The following is a 24,763-nucleotide window of genomic DNA, read 5'->3' on the forward strand; positions in this document are numbered from 1 at the left end:
GCACCACCAAGGATGCCGCTATGACGGGGTCATGCATGATTCATGCACTGGCTTTTAGCACACTGTTGAGTTCTCAAGAAACGGACGCGACCACCATCACCCGAAACCCACGATGGAGTCCCGAGATCCAGGGCGATGACTTCCGTTCGGCCGACCCTACGACAATCGCCGTATCGCAGACCTGGAGGGCCACACGATCTCGGTCGATGCTCTTGTTAGAGTGACCGCCCCTCTCGGGGCAACCACTCCATACTAAACCCTCGCCCGCTTCGTGTCAAACCTTTCGGCCTGACCGCGCCACGAACGACCCGGACTTGACGCGAGCGCCTCACCTGGGTGGCTGTCGGAGTGGCTTGCCCGCCGGGTCCGGCCGCCTTTCGGCGTCCCGCACCCCCCGGGGGCGAAGAAAACATTAGGCAACACCGAGTCTGCCGTCAAATCACGCCGAGATGGCCGAAACCCTAGGTCAGACGGGAACTTCCGGCGCCGACCGCCCTCCAGGTCATACGACTGTTACCTTCACCACAACGACTCTTGGGCATGAAACAGCCGCCCCGGTCTCGGACCGAAGCGGCTGCTCACTGCGGTAGATCAGGCGACCTCGATGCCGCCGACCGTCTTCTTGCCCCTGCGCAGGACGAGGAATCGGCCGTGCAGCAGGTCGTCCTCCGAGGGCACGTACTCCTCGTCGGTGATCTTCGTGTTGTTCAGGTACGCGCCGCCCTCCTTCACGGCCCGGCGCGCCGCCGACTTCGACTCCACCAGACCGCTCTGCGCGAGCAGCTCGACGTACGGCGCTCCCAGGGCCGGCACGACCGCCTTCGGCACCTCGGCGAGGGCGGACTCCAGCGTGCGGGCGTCGAGTTCGGCCAGCGAGCCCTGCCCGAACAGCGCTCGTGAGGCAGCGATCACCCGGGCGAGCTCGTCGGCGCCGTGGACCAGAGTGGTCAGGTCCTCGGCCAGGGCGCGCTGCGCCTCACGAGCGGCCGGCCGCTCGGCCACGGCCTTCTCCAGCTCGTCGATCTCCTCCCGTGTACGGAAGGTGAAGACCTTGAGGAACCGCACCACGTCCCGGTCGTCGGCGTTCAACCAGTATTGGTAGAACGCGTACGGCGAGGTAAGCGCGGGATCGAGCCAGACGGCACCGCCGGCCGTCTTGCCGAACTTCGTGCCGTCGGCCTTGGTGATCAGCTTGCCGGTCAACGCGTGGACATGAGCGCCCTCGACCCGGCGGATCAGGTCGACTCCGGCCGTGATGTTGCCCCACTGGTCGCTGCCGCCGATCTGCAACGTGCATCCGTGCCGCCGGTACAGCTCGAGGTAGTCGTTGGCCTGCAGGATCTGGTAGCTGAACTCGGTGTAGCTGAGCCCCTCGCCGGCGAGCCGGGCGGAGACCGACTCCCTCGCCAGCATGCGGTTGACGGGGAAGTGCTTGCCGACGTCCCGCAGGAAGTCGATCGCCGACAGGTTCGCTGTCCAGTCGAGGTTGCTCACCAGCGAGGCCGCTGTCGGTCCTTCCTCGAAGGACAGGAACTTCTCGACCTGCACCCGGATTCGTGACACCCATTCCGCGACGATGTCGCTTGAGTTCAGTGCCCGCTCGGTGCTGCGGCCACTTGGGTCGCCGATCAAACCGGTGGCGCCTCCGACCAGGCCGATGGGCCGGTGCCCCGCCCGCTGAAAGCGGGTGAGGATCAGCAGCGTGGCCAGGTTGCCCACGTGCAGCGAGGGTGCGGTCGGGTCGAAGCCCGCATACACGGTGATCGGACCGTCGGCCAGCGCCTTGCGCAGCGCGTCGATGTCGGTCGTCTGCGCGATCACGTCGCGCCACTCGAGCTCGTCGAGGATGTCAGCCATCTCCGACGTCGGCACGAGGTTGCCTGAAGTTGCGGTCACGGTCGTGGCTTTCGCTTATCGATGGTGGATGTACGGGGCTTCCGTACAAGCCTGCCTGATCACGGAACTTTATCGCCACTTCTTACCCGCGCGTCAGCTCGTGGCACGGCCGCGGCGCCGGGGAACGTGGGCACGGTAGGGCGAGACGGTGGGGTCGCCGTCGATCCAGAACCTCCAGGGCGTCTCGGCGCCCGCCGACACGCCGGTGCGAGGACCCGTCCTGACCTGGCCGGACGGCACCGGCCGGCCCTCGTGCACCCGGATCGGACCGCCGGAGCAGCAGTCAGTTCCGTTGTGCTCCCGGACCAGGCCGAGCGCCACCGTGAGCCGGGCCGGTCCGCGCGCGAGGTCGCGGTCGGGCACGCGCCGCACCAACCCCTCAAGGTCCGGGCCGTCGGCGTGCGGCATGCGCCGGATGCGCGCGCTGTGCACGCCCGCGATCACCTCGCCGGCGCGTAACAGGACGGCCGAGCCGGTGCCCTCGGGCATGCACACGAGATTGGCGCAATAGTGCATGCCGTACGTGAAGTAGACGTAGAGGTGCCCCGGCGGCCCGAACATGACCGCGTTGCGTGGCGTGCGGCCCCGGTAGGTGTGGGCGGCCGGGTCCTGCCCCGGTCCGCCGTACGCCTCGACCTCGCTCAGCCGCACGGCCACCGACCCGTGCACGATCACGCGGCCGAGCAGGTCGGGCGCGACCACGTCCGATGGGCGGTCGAAGAAGTCGCGGTCGAGCGGAGCGCCCGCGACGTCTTCGATCAGCTCTCGTTCGCCCATGCCGCCTGACCGTCGACGACATCGCGGAGGTTCGCGATCTGGTCGCGGACCCGGTCGGGCGCGGTGCCGCCGAAGGCGCTGCGGGCGGCCAGCGCGCCGTGCACGTTCAGCACGTCACGGACAGTCGCGCCGGAGGCGTCGACGGCGAAGTGCGGCGAGACCTTGGCCAGCTCGTCGTCGGTGAGCTCGCCGAGGTCCTTGTCGTTCACCTGGCACCACACCACCAGGTGGCCGACGGCCTCGTGCGCCTCACGGAACGGCACCCCGCGGCGGACCAGCAGCTCGGCCAGGTCGGTGGCCAGGGCGAAGCCGTCGGGCGCGCTGGCCTCCAGCTTGGCCTTGTTGACGCGCATCGTGGACACCATGCCCGATACGGCGGGGAGCACCAGGAGCAGCGTGTCGACCGCGTCGAACACCGGCTCCTTGTCCTCCTGCAGGTCGCGGTTGTAGGTGAGCGGCAGGCCCTTGAGGGTCGTCAGCAGCGACATCAGCGAACCGATCAGCCGGCCGCTCTTGCCCCTGGCCAGCTCGGCCACGTCGGGGTTCTTCTTCTGCGGCATGATCGACGAGCCGGTGGAGTAGGCGTCGTCCACCTCGATCCACCGGAACTCCTGCGAGGCCCACAGGACGATCTCCTCGCCGAGCCGGGAGATGTGCACGCCGATCAGTGCCGCGCAGAACAGGAACTCGGCCGCGAAGTCGCGGTCGGCGACCGCGTCCATCGAGTTCGGCGCGGGGGCGTCGAACCCGAGTTCGGCGGCGACGGCGGCCGGGTCGAGCGGCAGAGAGGACCCGGCCAGCGCGCCCGAGCCGAGCGGCGAGATCGCCGCACGCCTGTCCCAGTCGCGGAGGCGGTCCACGTCGCGGGTGAGCGCGTGGACGTGGGCCAGGAGCTGGTGGCCGAACGACACGGGCTGGGCGTGCTGCAGGTGCGTCATGCCGGGGGCGGCGACGTCGGTGTTCTCCTCGGCCTGGCTGATCAGCGCCGTCTCCAGCTCGACGAGCCGGGAGACGATCACGCGGACGTGGTCGCGCAGGTAGAGGCGCAGGTCGGTGGCGATCTGGTCGTTGCGGCTGCGGCCGGCGCGAAGCTTGCCGCCCAGCGAGCCGAGCCGTTCGAGCAGGCCGCGCTCCAGCGCCGTGTGCACGTCCTCGTCGGCCACGGTGGGGCGGAACTCTCCCTTGCGGCACGCCTGGTCGAGGTCGTCGAGCGCGCCCAGCATGCGGTCGAGCTCCTCCTGGGTGAGCAGCCCGGCGCGGTGCAGCACGCGCGCGTGCGCGCGCGAGGCCAGCAGATCGTACGGCGCGAGCCGCCAGTCGAACTGCACGCTCACCGACAGGCGCGTGAGGGCGTCCGCGGGTCCCCCCTCGAACCTGCCACCCCAGAGCCGCATCGGCTTGTTGTCCGCCACCGTCTTCTCCCTCCGATATTCGAGTCCCTGCAGAAAAGATGACCGCGCGCCGTTCCCGCCCGGGGCCGTCGTATGTGGGTCTTTGCGTCTTCTCCGGGATTGTCTGCCGAATCTCCGACGCAAATCCTTCACGCGGATCCTTCTGCGGGACTAATCCGCGACCTTAGCCGACGTACGCCCCGGTCCCTGCATTGGAACCGGGGCGTATGCCGGGTGAATCAGGCCTGGCGGGCGCCCCGCGCGGCCGCGATCTCGTGGTGATCCATCGGGTTCGGCGATCTCCCGCTGACGTCGATCGGCGGGCCCTTCTCGGGCGGATTCCACACCGGTCTTGCCATTGCATGGGGAATGGCCCTCCGCACGCGAAGCCCGCCGGCGAATGGGCCCGGCCCGTCATGGTTCCCGCTTCTCGCTGCCGTGATCGCGGACCTCCACGGCGATCTTGGGCCTGCTCACGTCGGGCGTGCGGCGGGTGGCCAGGCTGAGCAGGGACTCCGCCAGGGCGTTCCCTCCGGCCGGGTCACGGCTGATGACGAGGATCGTGTCGTCGCCGGCCACCGTGCCGAGGATGGACTCCCACCCCGCGTGGTCGATCGCCGAGGCGAGGAACTGTGCCGCTCCCGGCGGCGTGCGCAGTATCACGAGGTTGGCCGACGCCTCGGCCGACACCAGGAGCTCCTCCGCGATCCTCCGCAGCCGCGCGTCGGGGTTCTCCGGCATGCCGTTCACGGCGCCAGTCCGATAGAGCGGTATCCGTCCCCCGCCCTCGCCTGGTAGGGCGTAGACCAGCGTGCCGTCGTCGGCCCGCAACTTCAGCGCGCCCAGCTCGTCGAGATCGCGGGAGAGCGTGGCCTGGGTGACCTCCACTCCCTGCTCGGCCAGCAGCTTGGCCAGCTCGGGTTGCGAGCGGACCTTGTGCCTGGTCAGCAGTTCCACGATGCGCGCGTGACGGGCCGCCTTCGTCAGCGGGATGGTCACGATCCCTCCGCACCCCGCGTCGTCAGCCAGTGCAGCAGTGCCTTCTGGGCGTGCAGCCGGTTTTCCGCCTGATCCCACACCACGCTCTGCGGCCCGTCGATGACGTCCGCGGCGATTTCCAATCCCCGGTATGCCGGGAGACAGTGAAGCACGATCGCGTCCGGATCCGCCAGGCCGAGCAGGGCGGCGCTCACCTGGTAGGAGGCGAAAGCCGCGATCCGCTCGTCCTTGCCGTCCTGACCCATGGACACCCAGGTGTCGGTCGCGACGACATGCGCGCCGGCCACCGCGGCCTCCGGGTCGCTCACCACCGTGACCGATCCGCCGGTGGTCGCCGCGATCTCGGCGGCCCGCGCCACGACCAGGGCGTCGGGCAGGTAGCCCACCGGGGCCCCGATGCGGACGTGCATGCCGGCCGTGGCCCCGCCCAACAGGTAGGAGTGGGCCATGTTGTTGGCGCCGTCGCCGAGGTAGGCGAGCGTGAGGCCCTGCGGCGAGCCCTTGTGCTCCCGGATCGTCTGGAGGTCGGCGAGGATCTGGCAAGGGTGGAACTCGTCGGTGAGTGCGTTCACCACCGGCACCGACGAGTAAGCCGCCATCGTCTCGATGCGCTCCTGGCCGGCCGTCCGCCACACGATCGCCGCGACCTGCCGGCACAGCACCCGCGCGGTGTCCTCGATCGGCTCCCCGCGCCCCATCTGCGAGGTGCCGAGGTCCATGATCAGAGGTTGGCCGCCCAGCTCCGCGACGCCGACCGCGAACGAGAACCGGGTGCGGGTGGACGGTTTGTCGAACAGCACGGCGACCGTGCGAGGGCCCTCGAAGGGCCGGTAGCCGAACCGGTCCTTCTTCATCGCCTCGGCGAGGTCGAGCACGTGGGCCTGCTCCTCCGGCGACAGATCGTCGTCCCGCAGGAAGTGTCTCACTCGCGCCGGGTCCGCGCCCTGTCTGATTCGCGCCGGGTCCGCGCCCTGTCTGATTTGCGCCGGGTCCGCGCCCTGTCCCACCCGCGCCGCGGAACCGTGCGGGGCCGGGACGGCGGGGTTCACAAGGTCGTTGTCAGGCATCTGCGGCCTCCAGGATCCCGGGCAGCGCGTCGAGGAAGGTCTGAACGTCGGACTCGGTGATGACAAGCGGCGGCGCGAGCCGCACCGCGTCGGGCTGAAGGGCGTTGACCAGGAACCCGGACTCCTGCGCCGCCGCCTGCACCTGCGCCGACTTCGGCGCGGTGAGCACGGCCGCCAGCCAGAGCCCGCGCCCCCTGACCCCCTTCAGCAGCGGATGCCGCACGGAGGCGATGCCCTCGGACAGCAGTGCGCCCACCTTCGCGACATTGCCGAGCAGTCCGTCGCGCTCGATCGTGTCCAGCACGGCGAGCGCCGCCGCGCACGAGACCGGGTTGCCGCCGAAGGTCGAACCGTGGTCGCCCTTCGCGAAGACCTCGCCGGCCTCGCCGAAGCCGATGCAGGCGCCGATGGGCAGTCCTCCGCCGAGGCCCTTGGCCAGCGTCAGGACGTCGGGGACGACCCCCTCCGCCTGGTGGGCGAACCAGTGCCCGGTGCGGCCGATGGCCGACTGGATCTCGTCGGCGACGAACAGGGCCCCCGCCGAGGAGCAGATCTCCCTGGCGGTGCGGAAGTAGCCGTCGGGCGCCGGTATGACGCCCGCCTCACCCTGAGCGGGCTCCAGGAAGACCGCGGCACAGTCCTCGGTCACCGCGCTCTTGAGCGCGTCCGCATCCCCGAACGGGACGAACCGGACGTCGAGCGGGAACGGCCCGAACTGGTCGCGGATCGAGGGCTTGCCCGTCAGCGACAGCGCGCCGAGCGTGCGGCCGTGGAAGCCGTTCTCCGTCGCCACGACGTAGCCGCGGCCGTGCGTCTTGCCGTACTTGATGGCGATCTTGACCGCGGCCTCGTTGGCCTCGGTGCCGGAGTTGGAGAGGAAGATCCGCGCGGGCTCTCCGAGCAGGCCGAGCAGCTTCTCGGCGAGCAGCACCTCGGGCTCGTGCAGGTAGAGGTTCGAGGTGTGCGCGAGAGTGGCCACCTGGCGGGACACCGCCTCGGCCAGGGCCGGGTGGTTGTGGCCCAGCGAGGTCACCGCGATGCCGCCGATGAGATCGAGGTAGCGGCGGCCGTCCACATCCCAGACCGAGCAGCCCTCGCCGCGGGCGATGGCGACCGGCGGCACCCCGTAGTTGCGCATGAACGCCGCTTCGAAGCGTGCGCGCAGTTCGTCGTTGGTGGTCACCTGGCAACCTCCCCGTTAGCGGCGCCGTCCGCCGTCGCTCCGGTCTCGCCTCGCGCCGCCGGAACGGCGTCGTCGGGCTCGACCATCGTCCCGATGCCCTCGTCGGTGAAGACCTCCAGCAGCAGCGCGTGCGGCACCCGCCCGTCGAGCACGTGGGCCTGGGGGACGCCGCCGCGCACGGCGGACAGGCATGCCTCCATCTTCGGCACCATGCCGCTGGACAGTGAGGGCAGCAGCGCGGCGAGCTCGGACGCCCCGATCCGGCTGACGACCTCTTCGCTGTTGGGCCAGTCGGCGTACAGCCCTTCGACGTCGGTGAGCACGATGAGCTTCGACGCCTGGAGCGCCACGGCGAGGGCCGCGGCGGCGGTGTCGGCGTTGACGTTGTAGATCCCGCCGTCCTCGCCACGGGCCACGGACGACACCACCGGGATGCGGCCGTCGTCGAGAAGCGCCCGGACGGCGCCCGCCTCGACCCGGACGATCTCCCCGACCTGGCCGATGTCCACGTTGACGCCGTCGACCACGACGTGCTTGCGCTCGGCCGTGAACAGGTGGGCGTCCTCGCCGGACATGCCGACCGCGAACGGTCCGTGCCCGTTGATCAGCCCGACCACGTCGCGGTTGACCTGGCCGACCAGCACCATACGGACAACCTGCATCGCCTCGGGTGTGGTCACCCGCAGCCCGGACACGAAGTGGCTGTCGATTCCGAGCAGATCGAGGTGTGACTGGATCTGCGGGCCGCCGCCGTGCACGATCACCGGCCGCAGGCCCGCGTAGCGCAGGAACACCACGTCGGCCGCGAACTTGGCCCGCAGGTGCTCCTCCGTCATGGCGTTGCCGCCGTACTTGATGACGACGGTCGCGCCGTGGAAGCGCGCGAGCCAGGGCAGCGCCTCGATCAGGGTGTGCGCCTTGTCCAGGGCGCCGTTCCGCCTGACGCTCATGACGAGTACGCCGAGTTCTCGTGGACGTACGCCGCCGTGAGGTCGGTGGTGTGCACGGTCGCGGTGTGCGGGCCGGCGGACAGGTCGATGGTGATGGTGACGTCGCGGGGCCGCAGGTCGACCTTGTCGCGGTCGTCTCCCGCCGCGCCGCCGCGGCAGATCCAGATGCCGTTGACCGCCACGTTGACCCGATCGGCGTCGAACACGGCGTCCGTGGTGCCGACCGCGCTGACCACGCGGCCCCAGTTGGGGTCCTCACCGTGGATGGCGCACTTGAGCAGGTTCGAGCGGGCGACCGCCCGGCCCACCGCCACCGCGTCCTCCTCCGACGCCGCGCCGACGACCTCGATGGCGATCGCCTTCGTGGCGCCCTCGGCGTCGACCAGAAGCTGCCGGGACAGGTCCGCGCAGACGGCGGTGACGACCTTCTCGAACTCGGCGAGGTCGGGGCGCACACCCGACGCTCCGCTCGCGAGCAGCAGCACGGTGTCGTTGGTCGACATGCAGCCGTCGGTGTCGAGCCTGTCGAACGTCACGGACGTCGCCCTGCGCAGCACCGTGTCGAGTTCCTCGGACGTGAGGCCGGCGTCGGTGGTGATCACGCACAGCATCGTGGCGAGCGCGGGCGCGAGCATCCCGGCGCCCTTGGCCATGCCGCCCACCATGTAGCCGGTCTCGCCACGGCGGAAGGAGATCTTGCTGACGGTGTCGGTGGTGCGGATCGCGTCGGCCGCCGCCAGGCCGCCGTCGCGGCTGAGCTGGGCGGCCGCGGTCCCCACGCCGCCGAGCAGCGCGTCCATCGGCAGCCGCTCGCCGATCAGGCCGGTGGAGCAGACCGCGATCTCGGCCGCGGAGTCGTCCAGGACCTCCGCCACCTTCTCGGCGGTGGCGTGGGTGTCCTGGAAGCCCAGCGGGCCGGTGCAGGCGTTGGCACCGCCGGAGTTGAGGACGACGGCCTTCACCCGGCCGCCTGCGAGCACCTGAGCCGACCAGAGGACCGGCGCGGCCTTGAAGCGGTTGCTGGTGAAGACACCGGCCGCGGCACGCGAGGGGCCGTCGTTGACGACCAGGGCCAGGTCGCGGGCGCCGCCGCTCTTGATCCCCGCGGCGACTCCTGCGGCGCGGAAACCCAGGGGTGCAGTCACACTCATGCGCGCTCCTCACAGGGGACGATCTTCATCACGGGGCGACTCCATTGGTGGGAAGGCCGACTTCTTCCGGAAGGCCGAGAGCGAGGTTGGCGCTCTGGATCGCGCCGCCGGCGGTCCCCTTGGTGAGGTTGTCGACGGCGACGACGGCCACAATCCGTCCGGCCCGCTCGTCGAGGGTGACCTGCAGGGCCGCGGTGTTGGCCCCGACCGTCATCGCGGTCGCCGGCCATGTCCCCTCGGGCAGCAGGTGGAGGAACGGCTCGTCCTTCACCGCCGTCTCGTACGCCTCCCGGAGCGCGGCGCGGGTGACACCCGCGACGGCGGGAGCCGTGCAGGTGGCGAGGATGCCGCGGCTCATCGGCGCGAGGGTCGGCGTGAACGACACCCGGACCGGCCGTCCGGCGACCGCCGACAGGTTCTGCTCCATCTCGGGGGTGTGCCGGTGCACCCCGCCCACGCCGTACGCGCTGACCGAGCCCATGACCTCGCTGCCGAGCAGGTGGGCCTTGGGCGCCCGGCCGGCTCCGGAGGTGCCGCTCGCGGCGACGACCACGACGTCGGGCTCGGCCAGCCCGGCCGCGAAGGCGGGGAACAACGCGAGCGTCGCGGCAGTCGGATAGCAGCCGGGGACGGCGATACGCCGGGCGCCGCGCAGGACCTCGCGCTGACCGGGCAGCTCGGGCAGGCCGTAGGGCCAGGTGCCGGCGTGGACGCCACCGTAGAATGCCGTCCACTCGTGCGCGCTGGTCAGCCGGAAGTCGGCGCCGCAGTCGACGACGAGCGTGCCGTCGCCGAGCTCGGCGGCGACGGCGGCCGACTGGCCGTGCGGGAGGGCGAGGAAGACGACGTCGTGACCGGCGAGCACGTCGGGGGTGGTCTGTTCGATCACCCGGTCGGCCAGCGACGGCAGGTGGGGCTGGTGGGCGCCGAGCTTGCTGCCCGCGCTGGACGCGGCGGTCAGGGCGCCGATCTCGACAGCGGGATGTCCGAGCAGCAGACGGAGCAGCTCTCCTCCCGCGTAGCCGCTGGCTCCGGCGATGGCCGCCCTCATCCGCGCCCCCTGTTCTTCACTGAGCCCTGTTCTTCACTGAGCCCTGTCTTCAATGATCCCTGTCCCCAGTGATCACTGCCCTCAGGGACCTGTCTTCAGCGATCCCCTGCATGATCATGCAGCAGACCTCATGTTCTTGCTGGTGTAGAGAGTATGCATCGCAAAGCATGAGCATGCAAGCCGCGTTCCGAAGGATGGACATCTAGCCGACGTACCTACCGGTCGGTATCGTGAAACATCCGGTTAACGAACGAGTCCGGGAGTGCGCCAGCATGACGATCACGAACGAACAGGTCCAGGCCCAGCTCACGGCGCCCGGGCAGCTCTTCGAGATGGAAAAGGTCGAGGTCGGCGGTCACAAGATCCGGGCGTGGAAGCACGCCCCTGCGACCTTCCGGGCCCTGCTGGAGATCACTCGGTTTCATGGGGACAAGGTGTTCGTCGTCTACGAGGACGAGCACCTCACCTATGAGGAGCATTTCCGGCTGGCCGCGACGCTCGCCCACCGCCTGGTGCACGACTATGGCGTGCGCAAGGGCGACCGCGTCGCCGTGGCCATGCGCAACTATCCCGAATGGATCGTCTCCTTCTCCGCCGTGCTCGCCGCGGGGGCGGTGGCCGTACCGCTCAACGCCTGGTGGACCGAGCAGGAGCTGGAATACGGCCTGAGCGACTCGGGCGCGAAGGTCGTGATCGCCGACGGCGAGCGCGCCGCGCGGATGGCCGGCAGCGGCCTGCCGATGATCGTCACCCGTGGTGAAGGGGCCAACTGGACCGAGGTCCTCGGCGAGGTCCGCGCCGACGTGACGCTGCCGCAGGTCGAGCTCGGCCCCGACGACCCCGCCACGATCTTCTACACCTCCGGCACGACCGGCAGGTCCAAGGGCGCCCTCGGCAGCCACCGCAACCTCGGCCAGGCGCCGATGACCGTCGCGTACGCGATGATGCGCACGGTGGCGATGGCCGGCAGGGACGTGGCCGCGGCGGCGGAAAAGCGCAGGATCACCCTGCTGACCGTGCCCCTCTTCCATGTCACCGGGTGCTTCGCCGTACTGATGACCACGATGTTCAGCGGCGGCGGGCTGGTGCTCATGTACAAGTGGGACCCCAAGCGGGCCCTGGAGCTCATCGAGCGCGAGAAGGTCACCGTGATGAGCGGCGTGCCGACCAACGCCTGGCAGCTGCTGTCGCATCCTGACCTGGACAAGCACGACATCTCCTCGCTCGGCTCCGTCTCGTACGGCGGCGCCCCGGCCCCGCCCAAGCTGCTGGAGCGGATCACCGAGTCGCTGCCGAACCGCACGCCCGCCAACGGGTACGGCATGACCGAGACGACGGCGCTCGCGATCTACAACAGCGGCAGGGACTACCTGGCCAAGCCCGACAGCATCGGGCTGCCGCTCGCCGTCGTGGACGTCAGGATCTGCGACCCGCTCGGCGCCGAGCTGCCGCCCGGCGCGGTCGGCGAGCTGTGCATCCGCGGACCGATCGTGATCATGGGTTACTGGAACCGCCCGGACGCCACGGCGGAGACGTTCGTGGACGGCTGGCTGCACACGGGCGACCTGGCCCGTATCGACGAGGACGGCTACGTCTACATCGTCGACCGCGCCAAGGACATGGTCATCAGGGGCGGCGAGAACGTCTACTGCGCCGAAGTCGAGGCCGCCCTGTTCGAACACCCCGCGGTGGACGACACGGCCGTGATCGGCATCCCCGACGACGAGCTGGGCGAGCAGGTCGGCGCGGTCGTACGGCTCAAGCGGGGCGCGGACGCCACCGGCGAGGAGCTCCAGGAGTTCCTGCGCGGCCGCATCGCGGCGTTCAAGGTGCCGGTGCGGTTCTGGTTCAGGGAGGCCGAGCTGCCGCGCAACCCCGGCGGCAAGGTGCTCAAGACCCACCTGCGCAAGGAGACCCTCGGTCTCTAGCATTACCTGCCGCGTAATCGCCGCTCCTCGGGGCTGCGTGACACCGTTCACGTGTCGTCACGAAGACATCCCCGAAGGAGTGGAAATGACCGACTACACCGCCCTGGCCGAGCGTTACATCGCCGCCTGGAACGAGCGCGACGCCGAGGCCAGGGCGAAGGCGGTGGCCGAGCTGTGGACCGAGGACGGCGGCTACACCGACCCGCTGGCCGCCGTCGCCGGGCACGAGGGGATCGCCGCGGTGATCGCCGGAGCGCAGGAGATGTTCCCCGGGTTCGTGTTCACCCTGGGCGGCCCGGTGGACGGCCACCACCACATCGCGCGCTTCACCTGGCACCTCGCCCCCGAAGGCGCGGCGGAGCCCGTGGTGATCGGATTCGACGTCGTGGCCCTCGCCGAGGACGGCCGGATCCGGAACGTGTACGGCTTCCTGGACAAGGTCCCCGCCTGACGTGTTCCTGGGCTCCGGAGCCCGCCCGGGACGTCCACTCCCGGGCGGCTCCGGAAGGCCGGTCGCCTGGGAGCCGTACGGTCCTCAGGCGAAGTGCTCATCGGCCTGAAAACTTCATCGGTGTTCCGGCATTACAGGCCATCTTTCACGGACTCTCGACTAGAAACGTTTCGGCAGATCTTTGACATGTTTCAAGGGCGCTTCCCAGAATGTTGCCCCGGCGAACCCCGGGGCCGGGCGGCGCATCCCTACCGGCGAACACGCGCCGTCCGGCCCTCCCCCCGATCGGAGGAGCAGACATGGCCGACAGCGCCGCACCCCCCACACGACGTGCAGGGTTACGGAAAATGCTCGCCACGGCGCTCGCGGGCGTGGTCACCGCGGCGCTCGCGACCGTGACCCTTTCCGCCACCGCCGCCCAAGCCGCCGACTGCAGCGCCGGATACGTCGGCCTGACCTACGACGACGGCCCCAACCCCAGCAACACCACCAACCTGCTCAACACCCTGAAGGCCAACGGCCTGCGCGCCACCTTCTTCAACATCGGCCAAAACGCCCAAAACAACCAATCCCTCGTACGAGCCCAAGTCGACGCCGGCATGTGGGTCGGCAACCACAGCTGGAGCCACCCCCACCTCACCCAGATGAGCAGCTCCCAGATCCAATCCGAACTCCAGCGGACCCAGCAGGCCATCCAGCAGGCCACCGGCCAAGCCCCCAAACTCTTCCGCCCGCCCTACGGCGAGACCAACTCCACCTTGAAATCCGTCGAACAGCAGCTCGGCCTCCGAGAAATCATCTGGGACGTCGACTCCCAAGACTGGAACGGCGCCAGCACCTCCCAAATCGTCCAAGCCGCCGGCCGACTCCAAAACGGCCAAATCATCCTCATGCACGACCAATACGCCACAACCGTCCAAGCCATCCCCCAGATCGCCGCCAACCTCCGCAGCCGCAACCTCTGCGCCGGCATGATCTCCCCCACCACCGGACGCGCCGTCGCCCCCGACGGCAGCGGACCCGCCTCCCCATCCCCGACCAACCCGCAGTCGCCCAGCGCGACTCCCACCTCCGGGGGTGGCAGTGGGCAGATCAAGGGTGTCGCCTCGGGCCGCTGCGTGGACGTGCCGAACGCGAGCACCTCGGACGGCACGCAGGTGCAGCTGTGGGACTGCAACGGCCAGACCAACCAGACCTGGAGCTCCACCTCCGCCGGTGAGATCCGGGTGTACGGCAACAAGTGCCTGGATGCGGCCGGCACCGGCAACGGCGCCAAGGTCCAGATCTACTCCTGCTGGGGCGGCGACAACCAGAAGTGGCGCGTGAACTCCGACGGCAGCATCCAGGGCGTCCAGTCCGGGCTGTGCCTGGACGCGGTCGGACAGGGCACCGGCAACGGCACCCAGATCCAGCTCTACTCCTGCCACGGCGGTAACAACCAGAAGTGGACCTGGAACAGATAGCTGGGACCTGTGGCTCGCGGTGCGGAACACCCCCGGCGCACCGCGGGCCACGACCCGGCTACCCCTTTGTCGTATGAACCTGGCCGTCGGTCTCCTGCCGCATGGGCTGACCGCCCGGAACGGTGCGGCGCTTCCCAGGAGCGCCGCACCTTCCCGTTGTCCAGGCCTCCTTCAGGCCCCGGCGCCGTCGCGGAAAGCCCTCCTGGGAGGAGCGGGATCGCAAGCGCAAGCCGCAGCTCTACGCCGAGGCGGGGATCGCCCACTTCTGGCATTCCCCCTCGCGAGCCGGCACCCCCGCGGCCCCGGCGGCCTCGGACTCATCGGCGGGCATTTCCCCCATTGATCCTCTGGTTACCCGCGCGTATCGTCCAGAGTTGAGCACCGCTCATATTCACGCGCGTGAACAGCACCACCCTCGGTCCCTTCACCCCCCGACATCGCGAAGGGAAGTTCCCCCATGCACGCGCGCCTTCGACGGGCGATCATCGCTGCCGCCGCGCTGGCCCTCGTCGCCGTCGGCCTCCCGGCGACGCCGGCCGCCGCGGCCCCCTCCTACCCGCCCGACGACTACTGCCTCGGCCAGTGCGCCGACATCCTGCCGCCCGGCCAGAACGGCAACGCGACCCTCGTGGACATCCTGGGCAACCAGGCCTTCGGCACCTATCCGGCCCACAGCAAAGACCAGCTCGGCAAATACTCCGGCCTGCTCTCGGGCTACACCGGCCTGACCGACGAGCAGATCTCCGCGTTCTTCAACGACAGCACGTTCGGCGTGCCGGCGAACCAGGTCGAGAGCACGGTCAGGCCGCGCTCGGACGTCACCATCGTGCGCGACAAGGCGACCGGCGTCCCGCACATCACCGGCACCACCCGCGAGGGCACCATGTTCGGCGCGGGATACGCCGGAGCGCAGGACCGGCTGTGGCTGATGGACCTCATGCGCCACGTCGGCCGGGGCGAGCTGACGCCGTTCGCCGGCGGCGCCGCCGGAAACAGGGAGCTGGAGCAGAGCGTCTGGCGCAACTCCCCCTACACCGAGGCCGACCTCCAGGCCCAGCTCGACCGGCTGAAGACGGCCGGGACCCGGGGCGCCCAGCTCTATTCGGACGTGCAGAACTACGTCGCCGGGATCAACGCGTACATCGACCACTGCATGGCCGGCCGCGACTGCCCGGGTGAGTACGTGCTCACGGGCCACCTCGACGCGATCACGAACAAGGGCGGCCCGGACGACTTCCGGATGACCGACCTGATCGCGATCTCCGGCGTGATCGGCGGCCTGTTCGGCGGGGGCGGCGGCGCCGAGATGCAGTCGGCCCTCGTACGCGTGGCCGCGCGGGCGAAGTACGGCGCCGCCGAGGGCGACCAGGTGTGGGCGGCGTTCCGCGCGCAGAACGACCCGGAGACCGTGCTGACCCTGCACGGCGGCCAGAGCTTCCCCTTCGGAACGGCGCCGGCCGACGCGACAGGAGTGGTGCTGCCCGACGCGGGCACGACCACGCCGGTCGACATCACGGCCAACGAGACCGGCACCGCGAGGTCCGCCACCACGCAGGTCAAGAGCGCGCTGACCGGGCTCACCGTGGACAGTTCCAAGCCGGAGATGTCCAACGCGATCGTGGTCTCGGCCGCGAAGGCGACCGGCGGCCACCCGATCGCCGTGTTCGGCCCGCAGACCGGCTACTTCGCGCCGCAACTGCTCATGCTGGAGGAGCTGTCCGGGCCCGGCATCCGGGCACGCGGCGCGGCCTTCGCCGGGCTCAACCTCTACGTGCTGCTCGGACGCGGCACCGACTACGCCTGGAGCGCCACCTCGGCCGCCGAGGACATCACCGACACCTACGCCGTGACGCTGTGCGACCCGAACGGCGGCACGCCTGCGGTCTCCAGCGACCACTACCTCTACCACGGCGTGTGCACGCCGATGGAGACGCTGAAGAAGACCAACTCCTGGAAGCCCAACACGGCCGACTCCACCGCCGCCGGTTCGTACGACCTGGTCGTCAAGCGCACCGCGTATGGCCTGGTCACCTGGCGGGGCACGGTCGGCGGCGTGCCGACGGCGTTCACCACGCTGCGTTCGACCTACCAGCACGAGGCGGACTCGGCGATCGGCTTCCAGATGTTCAACGACCCGGCGGAGATGGGCTCGGCGGCGGCCTTCGCCGGCTCGGCCTCCACCATCGGCTTCGCGTTCAACTGGTTCTACGTGAACTCCACCGACGCGGCGTACTTCATGTCCGGCAACGTCCCCGTGCGGTCACCGGAGTCCGACCCGAACCTGCCCATGTCGGGCGACGCCGCGCACGAGTGGAGCGGCTTCGATCCAGCGGCCAACACCGCGTCCTACCTCCCGCCCTCGGCGCACCCGCAGGCGGTCGACCAGGACTACTTCGTGAGCTGGAACAACAAGCAGGCCAAGGACTTCGGCGCGGCCGACGGCAACTTCAGCTTCGGGGCGGTGCACCGGGCCGATCTGCTCGACGCGCCGGTCAAGGCGGCCCTGTCCTCGGGCACCCTCGACCGCGCCGGGGTCGTGAAGATCATGGCGTCGGCGGCGACGACCGACCTGCGCGGATGGAAGGTGCTGCCCGCGCTGCTGCGCGTGGTCGGCAGCACGTCCGTCTCCGACCCCGCCCTCGCCTCGGCCGTCTCCAAGCTGTCCGCCTGGGCCGCCGCGGGCGCCAAGCGGGAGGAGACGAGCACGGGCAGCAAGAAGTACGCCCACGCCGACGCCATCCGGATCTTCGACGCCTGGTGGCCGAAGCTGGTGCGGGCCCAGTTCCGCCCCGGGCTGGGCGACGGGCTCTATCAGGCACTGGTCAACGCCCTGCAGATCAACGAGTCGCCGTCCGGGCACCAGCAGGGCGACGTCTCCTCCCTGCCCGGCTCGGCCAACGAGGCGCAGCCCCACAAGGGGTCGTCGTTCCAGTACGGCTGGTGGGGCTACGTGGACAAGGACATCCGGGCCGTGCTGGGCGACCCGGTGGCCGCTCCCCTGCCGGCGAGGTATTGCGGGGCGACCGTGGCGGCCTGCCGTACGGTCCTGCTGGACAGCCTGGCGGCGGCGCTGGCCGAACCGGCGGCGACGACCTACCCGGGTGACGACTCCTGCTCGGCGGGCGACCAGTGGTGTGCCGACGCCGTACGGCAGTCGCCGCTCGGCGGCGTCAAGCACTCGCTGATCTCCTGGCAGAACCGGCCGACCTACCAGCAGGTGGTCTCGTTCCCCGCGCACCGCGGCGACGACGTGACCGACCTCGCCCTGGGCCGTACGGCGAGCGCGTCGAGCACGCAGGACTCCTACACCGCCGCCAAGGCCGTCGACGGGGACCCGGCGAGCCGATGGGCCAGCGGGTGGAGCGACAACCAGTACATCCAGGTCGATCTCGGCTCGGCGAAGACCGTGGGACGGGTGATCCTGCGCTGGGAGACGGCCTATGGCTCGTCCTACCGGATCCAGACCTCGGCGGACGGCTCCACGTGGACCACCGTCGCGCAGACGACCACGGGCGACGGCGGCGTGGACAACGTCGCGTTCGCCCCGACCGGCGCGCGTTATGTGCGGATGCAGGGCGTCAAGCGCGGCACCGGCTACGGCTACTCGCTGTACTCCTTCGAGGTGTACGGCAGATAGCACGGCGGTCAGCCCGGCTCGCGCCAGCCCTCGCCCTCGTCGGCGAGGACATCGAGCCGGGCCAGGTCCGCCGGGCCGAGGGCGCCGTCCGGGTCGTCCACGACGACCACCCACTGGGCGTCCTCGGCGTCGTCCTCGCCTGCGAGCAGCTCACGGACGACGCCGGGAACGCCGAGTGCCGGGAACAACTCGGCGACGGTCTCGGCCGACTCCTCCGCGCTGTCCCGCTCGGGAAACACCAGCAGGTGACGCACCACTCCTCCGGGAGAGACGGCCGCGGGCGATCACGCCCAGGTGATCATTACTCAGGCGCCGCGGAGCTGGGCTCCGGTGCGCTCGGCGGCGAGGGCGACGGCGGCGTCACGCGCGGCCGTGGTCTCCTCGACCGTGAGCGTGCGGTCGGGCGCCCGGAACCGCAGCGTGTAGGCCAGGGACTTGTTGCCCTCGCCCACCTGCGGGCCCGTGTAGACGTCGAACAGCCTGATCGACTCGAGCAGCTCACCCGCCCCCTCCCGGAGGGCGGCCTCGACCTCGGCGACCGGGGTGGAGACGGCGACGGTCAGCGCCACGTCCTGCGTCGCCACCGGGTAGGCGGACACGGCGGGCGTCTGCACCGGCCCGGTGGGGGTCAGCAGGGACAGCTCCAGCTCCATCGCGCAGGTGCGCGGCGGCAGCCCGTAGGCCTCGACGACCCGCGGATGCAGCTCGCCCGCGTGGCCGGCCAGCACCGTCTCACCGGTCTCGGCATCGGTGACGGTCAGCGCGGCGCACCGCCCCGGATGCCACGGCTCATGCTGGTCGGCCCGGACGCCGAGCTCCACGCCCGCCGCCCGCGCGACCGTGCGGGCCGCCTCGACGGCGTCCGCCCAGGACGCCTGCCGGCCCTCGCCCCACCAGCCGGAGCGCTCGAACTCTCCGGCCAGCACCACGGCCACCCGCAGCGGCTGCCTCGGCAGCGCCGTCTCGATCGCCGCCAGCTCCTCCTCCGTGGGCCTGCGGTCGACCGGGAGGACCGGGGCCGTCGCGGGCGCCTGCGGCTCGGGCCGGTAGACCAGCCCGGACTCGAACAGCGCCACGTCGCTGTGGCCACGGCCCACATTGCGCACCAGGGTCTTCAGCAGGCCCGGCAGCAGCGTGGTCCGCATGAACGGCTCGTCCTCGCTGAGCGGGTTGACCAGCCGGGTCGCCCGCCTGCGGGGGTCCTGCTCGGGCAGCAGCAGGTTGTCGAGGTCGCGCGGCCCCATGAACGGGTAGGCGAGCACCTCCACGTATCCCGCGTGGGCCAGGGCGCGGCCCACCCGGCGGCGCAGCCGCTGCGCCTCGGTCAGCCCGCCCCCGGCCGGGGCCGGCGGCAGGACCGACGGGATGCGGTCGTACCCCTCAAGCCGGATGACCTCCTCGGCGAGGTCGTTCGGGTCGGTCAGGTCGGGACGCCAGGTCGGCGGCGTGACCGTGATCAGGTCGTCGCCGGGGACGGCCAGCCGGCCGGCGAGGTCGCCGGAGGCGAGCACGCCGGTGGCCGCGACGCCGTGGCCGGCCGTGGCGGCGGGGGCGGCGCCCTCCGTCACCGTGCAGCCGATCTGCTCCAGCCTGCGGATCACGGTCTCCCGGTCGTACGTCACGCCCGCCACACGGCTGGGGTGGTCGGCCGGGATGGTGATCCGCACCGGCGAGACGTCCACCTGGGTGTGAGTCACTCCGGGGTCGGCGACGGCCCCGCCCAGCTCGACCAGGAGCTGGACGGCACGCCACGACGCGGCGAGGGGCAGCTCGCGGTCGACGCCGCGCTCGAACCGCTTGGACGCCTCGCTCACCAGGTTGTGCCGCCGCGACTCACGGGCGATGCCGGTGGCCGAGAAGTGCGCCGCCTCGATGACGATGTCGGTCGAGGTGTCGGAGATCTCCGTGTGCAGGCCGCCCATCGTGCCGGCCATGGAGATCGGGCCCGAGTCGTCGGTGATGAGGATGTCCTCCTCGTGGAGCGTCCGCACCACGTGGTCGAGCGTCTCCAGGGTCTCCCCGGGGCGAGCCCGCCGTACGACGACCGGGCCGGACAGGCGCGACCGGTCGAAGGCGTGCAGGGGCTGGCCGAGCTCCAGCATCACGTAATTGGTGATGTCGACGGCCAGCGAGACCGAGCGCATGCCGGCGCGGGCCAGCCGCACCCGCATCCACAGCGGCGACTCGGCGGCCGGGTCGAAGCCGGTGACCGAGCGCAGCACGAAGCGGTCGCAGGCGGAGGGGTCCTCGATCGCCGCGGGCCACGACTGGCCGCCGCCCGACTCCGCCTCGGTCGCGGCCGGGTCGCGGAACGGCACGCCGAACGCGATGGCCGCCTCACGGGCGACGCCGCGGATCGACAGGGCATAGCCGCGGTCGGTGGCGACCTCGAGTTCGAGCACGTCGTCACGCAGGCCGAGCAGCTCGACCACGTCGGCGCCGATCGGGGTGTCCTCCGGCAGCAGCAGGATGCCCGGGGAGGACTCGGCGATGCCGAGCTCGGCCTCCGAGCAGATCATGCCGTCGGACAGGCGCCCGTAGGTCTTGCGGGAGCCGATCTCGAAGCCGCCGGGGAGCACCGCGCCGGGCAGCGCGACCGGGACCACGGCGCCCACGGAGAAGTTCGTCGCGCCGCAGACGATCTCGCGCGGCGTCGCCTCCCCCACCTCGACCTTGCAGTGCCGGATGGGTTTCTTGAACCCGGTCAGCTCCTCGATCTCGAGGACCCGGCCGACCACGACGTTCTTGATCTCGTGGCCGTGCGAGTGGATGGCCTCCAGCTTGAGGCCGGCGGCGGTGAGCCGGTCGGCCACCTCCTGGGCGGTGACCGCGGGGAGATCGACGTACTCCCGCAGCCATGAAAGCGGGACCTTCATCAGACCTCCATCCCGAACGGCAGGGTGAACCGGATGTCGCCCTCGACCATGTCACGCATGTCCTCGGCGTTGTGGCGGAACATCAGCGTCCGCTCCACGCCCATGCCGAAGGCGAATCCCGAATAGACGGCGGGGTCGACGCCGCAGGCCAGCAGCACGCGGGGGTTGACCATGCCGCAGCCGCCCCACTCGATCCAGCCCTCCGACTTGCAGGTGCGGCAGGGCGGGTTGCCCGGCACCGCCGAGGAGCCGCGGCAGACGAAGCAGCGCAGGTCGAGCTCGGCCGACGGCTCGGTGAAGGGGAAGTAGTGCGGCCGGAAGCGGGTGGTGATGCCCGCGCCGAACATCACCTCGGCGAACCGGTCGAGCGTGCCCTTCAGGTGGGCCATCGTCAGCCCCTTGTCGACCGCCAGGCCCTCGACCTGGTGGAAGACCGGCGTGTGCGTGGCGTCCAGCTCGTCGGTGCGGAAGGTCTTGCCCGGCGACACCACATAGACGGGCAGCGGGCGCGACAACAGCGCCCTGATCTGCACCGGCGACGTCTGCGTGCGCAGCACCTTGCCGGAGTCGACGCTCTCCACGAAGAACGTGTCGTGGTCGGACCTGGCCGGGTGATCGGGGGCGATGTTCAGCGCGTCGAAGTTGAACCACTCGCCTTCGAGCTCGGGGCCCTCCGCCACCTCGTAGCCCATCGCCACGAACGCGTCGGCGATGCGCTCCTGCAGCGTGGTGAGCGGATGCCGGGCGCCGCGCGGCGCGCGGTCCCAGGGCAGCGTGACATCGACGGTCTCCTCGATGAGGACCCGCGCGTCCCGCTCGGCCTCCAGCTCGGCCTGGCGGGCGGCGAGCGCCTCGCCGATCGCCTTGCGCGCGGCGCCGATCCGCTTGCCCGCCTCGGCGCGCGCGGCGGGTGGCAGTGCGCCGATCTCACGGTTCGCCAGTGCGATGGGCGAGCGGTCGCCCACGTGCGCGAGCCTAACCTGCTTCAGATCGTCGAGGTCGCGCGCCGCGGCGATCGCGGCGAGCGCGTCGGCCTGTGCCCGCGCGACCTCGTCGGCGTGCAGCGGCGTCACCTCGACCGGGTCATAGGTGTTCGACAAGAGAGAGCTCCGTATCCAGGGGCCTGCGAGCGCCCTGCGCTCAGCGGCAACGAGTCTAGTCCGATCAGCCCACCGGGCCGTCCTCCGCGCGATCGGCCTGTGGAAAGGCTCAGGCGAATTCAGGGGTGCCGGTGGGCAAGGTAAATCGGAACTCCGCGCCGCCGCCGGGCGCGCGCTGCACGCTGATGGTGCCGCCGTGGGCCTCGACGAGACCCTTGACGATGAAAAGACCGAGGCCGGTCCCCCCACGGCGGCGGCCGTTGCCCCGCCAGAACTGGCGGAAGACACGGCCGACCAGCTCGGGCGCCACGCCCTCACCCTGGTCCCGCACCGACACCGCCACTCCCCATTCGACCGGCTCCACCACTATGGTCACCGTACCGCGTCCGTGGCGCACCGCGTTTTCCACCAGGTTCGCGAGAATCTGGTCAATCTTGTCCTGATCGAGCCACATCTCCGGCAGTTCGCCGAGGACGTCCAGCTGGAAACGGTCCTCCGGCTCCCCCGCCGCCACCCGGCCCGCGATGATCCTGCGGGCCCGGGCCGGCACGTCCACGACCTGGCGGTGGATCTCCAGCCGGCCCGACTCGATGCGCGAGACGTCGAGCAGTTCGGTGATCAGCCGCGTCACCCGGTCGGCGTCCGCGTTGACCGTCTCCAGCATCACGCGCTTCTGGGCGTCGGTGAAGCGGTCCCACTTGGCCAGCAGCGTCGCGGTGAACCCCTTGACGCTGGTCAGCGGCGAGCGCAGCTCGTGGGCCACGGTCGAGACCAGGTCGGCGCGGCTGCGCTCGATCCGGGCGCGCGCCGAGGCGTCGCGCAGCGTGATCACGACGCGCTCCACCCGGCCGCCACGCGGCGGCGTGCGGACGAAGCGCGCGGCGACCAGCATCTCCTGGCGGCCGGGCAGGTGCAGCGGCCGTTCCGGCTGACGGCTGCGGATGGACAGCCCGCCGTGCGGGTCGAGCCACTTCCACCAGTCGCGGCCGTCCTGGTCGCGCATCGGCAGCACGTCGCCGATGGGCCTGCCCACCGCCGCCTCACGGGTCACCCCGGTCAGCCGCTCGGCGGCCCTGTTGACCATCAGGATCACGCCGTCGGCGTCGGTGGCGACGAGGCCGTCGGGAAGGTCGTCGACGTCGATGTGCGCCCGCCCTCCGGCGTCCCCTGCAAGGGCGCCGCCGGGGGTGTCGTCACCTCGCACGAGACCGCCTCCTCGAGCTCCGGAACTGCGCGCGCCGCCGACGTCCTGCGCGACTCCTTCGCCGACAATAGCGGGTTTCCCGGGCCCGGCAGCAGCCTCAGAGCGCCGGGGTAGTGGGATCTTCCACGGAATGTAAGGTCTGCCGTTGAGCGCGCGCGGAGGCGTACAGGCAGACCGCGGCGGCGGTGGCGAGATTCAGGCTTTCCGCCCGCCCGTAAATCGGGACGCGCACCACCTCGTCGGCCAGCGCGAGGAGCTCGGGCGGCAGTCCCCACGCCTCGTTGCCGAACAGCCAGGCGGCGGGTGTGTCCAGGGCGACCTCGTCGAGCGTCCGGGTGCCGGCGCCGTCGGCCGCGAACACGCGCAGCCCCGCCTCCTTCGCGTGCCGCACGGCGTCCGCCACGGGAGTTCCGGTCACGACCGGCAGGTGGAAAAGGCTCCCAGCGCTGGCCCGCACGCACTTGCCGTTGTACGGGTCGACCGACGCGTCGGTGAACACCACCGAGTCGGCGCCCGCGGCGTCGGCGGTGCGCAGGACGGTCCCCGCGTTGCCGGGGTCGCGCACGTGGGCGAGGATCGCCACCAGCCGGGCTCCCCGCGGCACCGCCTCAGGCAGCGGCACGTGCACGAACCGGCACACGGCGAGCAGGCCCTGCGGGGTGACCGTCTGGGTCAGCTCCGACATGACCTCGCCGCTCGCCCGGTGGACCGGGACCCCCGCCGCGACGGCGGCGGCCACGATGTCGGCGTGCCGCGTCTCCGCCTCGACCGTCGTGAACAGCTCGACCGTCACGTCCTTGAGTGCGAGCGCCTCACGGACCGCCTGCGGCCCTTCCGCCAGGAACGCCCGGTCGCGGTCGCGGAACGCGCGCTTGGTCAGCCTGCGGGCCGCCTTGACGCGCGGCGACTTGATGTTGGTGAGCTCCGCCATGCCCGCATGTCCCCCCTCGACGTGGATGAGGGCCCGCCGCAGGCGACGGGCCCTCGTGTGTGCGCAGGTGCAGGTCTCAGGCGACCGGCGCGTTCACGTCGGAAGGGAGCGCCTTGCGGGCGGACTCGACCAGCGTGGCGAAGGTCTGCGTGTCGTTCACCGCGAGGTCCGCGAGGATCTTGCGGTCCACCTCGATGCCGGCCAGGCGCAGACCCTGGATGAACCGGTTGTACGTGATGCCGTTGGCGCGGGCCGCGGCGTTGATCCGCTGGATCCACAGCCGGCGGAACGTGCCCTTCTTGTCCTTGCGGTCCCGGTACGCATAGGTCATCGAGTGGAGCATCTGCTCCTTGGCCTTGCGGTAGAGCCGCGACCGCTGCCCCCGGTAACCGCTCGCCCGCTCGAGGACGACCCGGCGCTTCTTCTTGGCGTTGAGCGCCCGCTTAACGCGTGCCATGTTGTTCTATCTCCCCGGGTCGTTACTTCGCGAGCAGCTTCTTGATCTTCTTGGTGTCGGCGTCGGACAAGACGACGACGCCCTCGAGACGGCGCGTGCGAGTGGACGGCTTGTGCTCGAACAGGTGCTGCCGGTTGGCGCGGCGGCGGACAACCTTGCCGGATCCGGTGAGCCGGAACCGCTTCTTCGCACCGCTGTGCGTCTTCATCTTCGGCATCTCAGCCGTCTCTCCTCTTTCGTCCGTGCCGACG

20 protein-coding genes are annotated in these 24,763 nt (G+C 70.8%); 4 read left to right on the forward strand and 16 right to left on the reverse strand.

The features are described from left to right. Positions 1-591: 591 nt before the first annotated feature. The 9 genes from tyrS to argC all read right to left on the reverse strand — a co-directional run bounded on the left by tyrS (position 592) and on the right by argC (position 10,465). On the reverse strand, positions 592-1,857 hold the full coding sequence (tyrS, locus tag FLX08_RS21025) for a tyrosine--tRNA ligase (protein ID WP_142620684.1): 1,266 nt from the start codon (positions 1,855-1,857) through the stop codon (positions 592-594). A gap of 132 nt (positions 1,858-1,989) precedes the next feature. Further along, on the reverse strand, positions 1,990-2,673 hold the full coding sequence (locus FLX08_RS21030; protein ID WP_142620596.1) for a DNA-3-methyladenine glycosylase: 684 nt from the start codon (positions 2,671-2,673) through the stop codon (positions 1,990-1,992). After that, positions 2,655-4,067, reverse strand: a complete 1,413-nt coding sequence (argH, locus tag FLX08_RS21035) for an argininosuccinate lyase (protein ID WP_142620685.1) — start codon at positions 4,065-4,067, stop codon at positions 2,655-2,657. The genes FLX08_RS21030 and argH overlap by 19 nt, the downstream gene beginning before the upstream one ends. A gap of 411 nt (positions 4,068-4,478) precedes the next feature. After that, positions 4,479-5,063, reverse strand: coding sequence for an arginine repressor (locus FLX08_RS21040; RefSeq protein ID WP_244312786.1), 585 nt, complete (start codon positions 5,061-5,063; stop codon positions 4,479-4,481). Continuing rightward, positions 5,060-5,989: an ornithine carbamoyltransferase gene (argF, locus tag FLX08_RS21045; protein WP_244312787.1), complete on the reverse strand. Its 930-nt coding sequence runs from the start codon at positions 5,987-5,989 to the stop codon at positions 5,060-5,062. The genes FLX08_RS21040 and argF overlap by 4 nt, the downstream gene beginning before the upstream one ends. Positions 5,990-6,122: 133 nt before the next feature. Beyond that, positions 6,123-7,268: an acetylornithine transaminase gene (locus FLX08_RS21050; RefSeq protein ID WP_244312795.1), complete on the reverse strand. Its 1,146-nt coding sequence runs from the start codon at positions 7,266-7,268 to the stop codon at positions 6,123-6,125. A 41-nt stretch (positions 7,269-7,309) separates the two neighbouring features. Further along, a complete protein-coding gene (gene argB, locus FLX08_RS21055; protein WP_142620599.1) occupies positions 7,310-8,263 on the reverse strand; it encodes an acetylglutamate kinase in 954 nt (317 codons plus the stop codon). After that, positions 8,260-9,414: a bifunctional glutamate N-acetyltransferase/amino-acid acetyltransferase ArgJ gene (gene argJ, locus FLX08_RS21060; protein WP_142620600.1), complete on the reverse strand. Its 1,155-nt coding sequence runs from the start codon at positions 9,412-9,414 to the stop codon at positions 8,260-8,262. The genes argB and argJ overlap by 4 nt, the downstream gene beginning before the upstream one ends. 28 nt (positions 9,415-9,442) lie before the next feature. After that, the gene (gene argC, locus FLX08_RS21065) at positions 9,443-10,465 is read right to left on the reverse strand and encodes an N-acetyl-gamma-glutamyl-phosphate reductase (RefSeq protein WP_142620601.1); all 1,023 of its coding nucleotides are present in this window, start codon (positions 10,463-10,465) and stop codon (positions 9,443-9,445) included. Positions 10,466-10,737: 272 nt separating this feature from the next. On the opposite strand from argC, the gene FLX08_RS21070 reads away from it, so the two are divergent. The 4 genes from FLX08_RS21070 (at position 10,738) to FLX08_RS21090 (ending at position 17,944) form a co-directional block, all read left to right on the forward strand. Beyond that, positions 10,738-12,393: a class I adenylate-forming enzyme family protein gene (locus FLX08_RS21070; RefSeq protein ID WP_142620602.1), complete on the forward strand. Its 1,656-nt coding sequence runs from the start codon at positions 10,738-10,740 to the stop codon at positions 12,391-12,393. Between the two features lie 85 nt (positions 12,394-12,478). Beyond that, on the forward strand, positions 12,479-12,844 hold the full coding sequence (locus FLX08_RS21075; protein WP_142620603.1) for a nuclear transport factor 2 family protein: 366 nt from the start codon (positions 12,479-12,481) through the stop codon (positions 12,842-12,844). A 347-nt stretch (positions 12,845-13,191) separates the two neighbouring features. Further along, positions 13,192-14,307, forward strand: a complete 1,116-nt coding sequence (locus FLX08_RS21080) for a polysaccharide deacetylase family protein (protein ID WP_142620604.1) — start codon at positions 13,192-13,194, stop codon at positions 14,305-14,307. 457 nt (positions 14,308-14,764) lie between these two features. Next, entirely contained in the window at positions 14,765-17,944 is a 3,180-nt protein-coding gene (locus tag FLX08_RS21090; protein WP_142620605.1) for a penicillin acylase family protein, read from the forward strand. Positions 17,945-17,952: 8 nt separating this feature from the next. Here FLX08_RS21090 and FLX08_RS21095 read toward each other — a convergent pair whose 3' ends face one another. The 7 genes from FLX08_RS21095 to rpmI all read right to left on the reverse strand — a co-directional run bounded on the left by FLX08_RS21095 (position 17,953) and on the right by rpmI (position 24,729). Beyond that, complete coding sequence (locus tag FLX08_RS21095) at positions 17,953-18,198, reverse strand: hypothetical protein (protein ID WP_142620606.1); 246 nt, start codon at positions 18,196-18,198, stop codon at positions 17,953-17,955. Between the two features lie 51 nt (positions 18,199-18,249). Beyond that, positions 18,250-20,820 carry a phenylalanine--tRNA ligase subunit beta gene (locus FLX08_RS21100; protein ID WP_142620607.1) on the reverse strand — a complete coding sequence of 857 codons (2,571 nt, stop codon included), beginning with the start codon at positions 20,818-20,820 and terminating at the stop codon, positions 18,250-18,252. Continuing rightward, the gene (gene pheS, locus FLX08_RS21105; RefSeq protein WP_142620608.1) at positions 20,820-21,920 is read right to left on the reverse strand and encodes a phenylalanine--tRNA ligase subunit alpha; all 1,101 of its coding nucleotides are present in this window, start codon (positions 21,918-21,920) and stop codon (positions 20,820-20,822) included. The genes FLX08_RS21100 and pheS overlap by 1 nt, the downstream gene beginning before the upstream one ends. Positions 21,921-22,029: 109 nt before the next feature. Beyond that, complete coding sequence (locus FLX08_RS21110) at positions 22,030-23,124, reverse strand: sensor histidine kinase (protein ID WP_142620609.1); 1,095 nt, start codon at positions 23,122-23,124, stop codon at positions 22,030-22,032. A gap of 97 nt (positions 23,125-23,221) precedes the next feature. Beyond that, the gene (locus FLX08_RS21115) at positions 23,222-24,055 is read right to left on the reverse strand and encodes a TrmH family RNA methyltransferase (protein ID WP_142620610.1); all 834 of its coding nucleotides are present in this window, start codon (positions 24,053-24,055) and stop codon (positions 23,222-23,224) included. Between the two features lie 76 nt (positions 24,056-24,131). Then, positions 24,132-24,512, reverse strand: a complete 381-nt coding sequence (gene rplT / locus FLX08_RS21120) for a 50S ribosomal protein L20 (protein ID WP_139575007.1) — start codon at positions 24,510-24,512, stop codon at positions 24,132-24,134. 22 nt (positions 24,513-24,534) lie between these two features. After that, positions 24,535-24,729, reverse strand: coding sequence for a 50S ribosomal protein L35 (rpmI, locus tag FLX08_RS21125; RefSeq protein WP_142620611.1), 195 nt, complete (start codon positions 24,727-24,729; stop codon positions 24,535-24,537). Positions 24,730-24,763 lie beyond the last annotated feature (34 nt).

Origin of the sequence: Microbispora hainanensis (assembly GCF_006874475.1) — a bacterium.
GTDB classification, from domain to species: domain Bacteria; phylum Actinomycetota; class Actinomycetes; order Streptosporangiales; family Streptosporangiaceae; genus Microbispora; species Microbispora hainanensis.

Excerpts from the sequence above, each read along its gene's own strand:
- tyrS (WP_142620684.1), bottom strand. The coding sequence starts at position 1,857 with ATGGCTGACATCCTCGACGAGCTCGAGTGGCGCGACGTGATCGCGCAG.
- FLX08_RS21030 (WP_142620596.1), bottom strand. The coding sequence starts at position 2,673 with ATGGGCGAACGAGAGCTGATCGAAGACGTCGCGGGCGCTCCGCTCGAC.
- argH (WP_142620685.1), bottom strand. The coding sequence starts at position 4,067 with ATGCGGCTCTGGGGTGGCAGGTTCGAGGGGGGACCCGCGGACGCCCTC.
- FLX08_RS21050 (WP_244312795.1), bottom strand. The coding sequence starts at position 7,268 with ATGCGCAACTACGGGGTGCCGCCGGTCGCCATCGCCCGCGGCGAGGGC.
- argB (WP_142620599.1), bottom strand. The coding sequence starts at position 8,263 with ATGAGCGTCAGGCGGAACGGCGCCCTGGACAAGGCGCACACCCTGATC.
- argJ (WP_142620600.1), bottom strand. The coding sequence starts at position 9,414 with ATGAGTGTGACTGCACCCCTGGGTTTCCGCGCCGCAGGAGTCGCCGCG.
- argC (WP_142620601.1), bottom strand. The coding sequence starts at position 10,465 with ATGAGGGCGGCCATCGCCGGAGCCAGCGGCTACGCGGGAGGAGAGCTG.
- FLX08_RS21070 (WP_142620602.1), top strand. The coding sequence starts at position 10,738 with ATGACGATCACGAACGAACAGGTCCAGGCCCAGCTCACGGCGCCCGGG.
- FLX08_RS21075 (WP_142620603.1), top strand. The coding sequence starts at position 12,479 with ATGACCGACTACACCGCCCTGGCCGAGCGTTACATCGCCGCCTGGAAC.
- FLX08_RS21080 (WP_142620604.1), top strand. The coding sequence starts at position 13,192 with ATGCTCGCCACGGCGCTCGCGGGCGTGGTCACCGCGGCGCTCGCGACC.
- FLX08_RS21090 (WP_142620605.1), top strand. The coding sequence starts at position 14,765 with ATGCACGCGCGCCTTCGACGGGCGATCATCGCTGCCGCCGCGCTGGCC.
- FLX08_RS21100 (WP_142620607.1), bottom strand. The coding sequence starts at position 20,820 with ATGAAGGTCCCGCTTTCATGGCTGCGGGAGTACGTCGATCTCCCCGCG.
- FLX08_RS21115 (WP_142620610.1), bottom strand. The coding sequence starts at position 24,055 with ATGGCGGAGCTCACCAACATCAAGTCGCCGCGCGTCAAGGCGGCCCGC.
- rplT (WP_139575007.1), bottom strand. The coding sequence starts at position 24,512 with ATGGCACGCGTTAAGCGGGCGCTCAACGCCAAGAAGAAGCGCCGGGTC.
- rpmI (WP_142620611.1), bottom strand. The coding sequence starts at position 24,729 with ATGCCGAAGATGAAGACGCACAGCGGTGCGAAGAAGCGGTTCCGGCTC.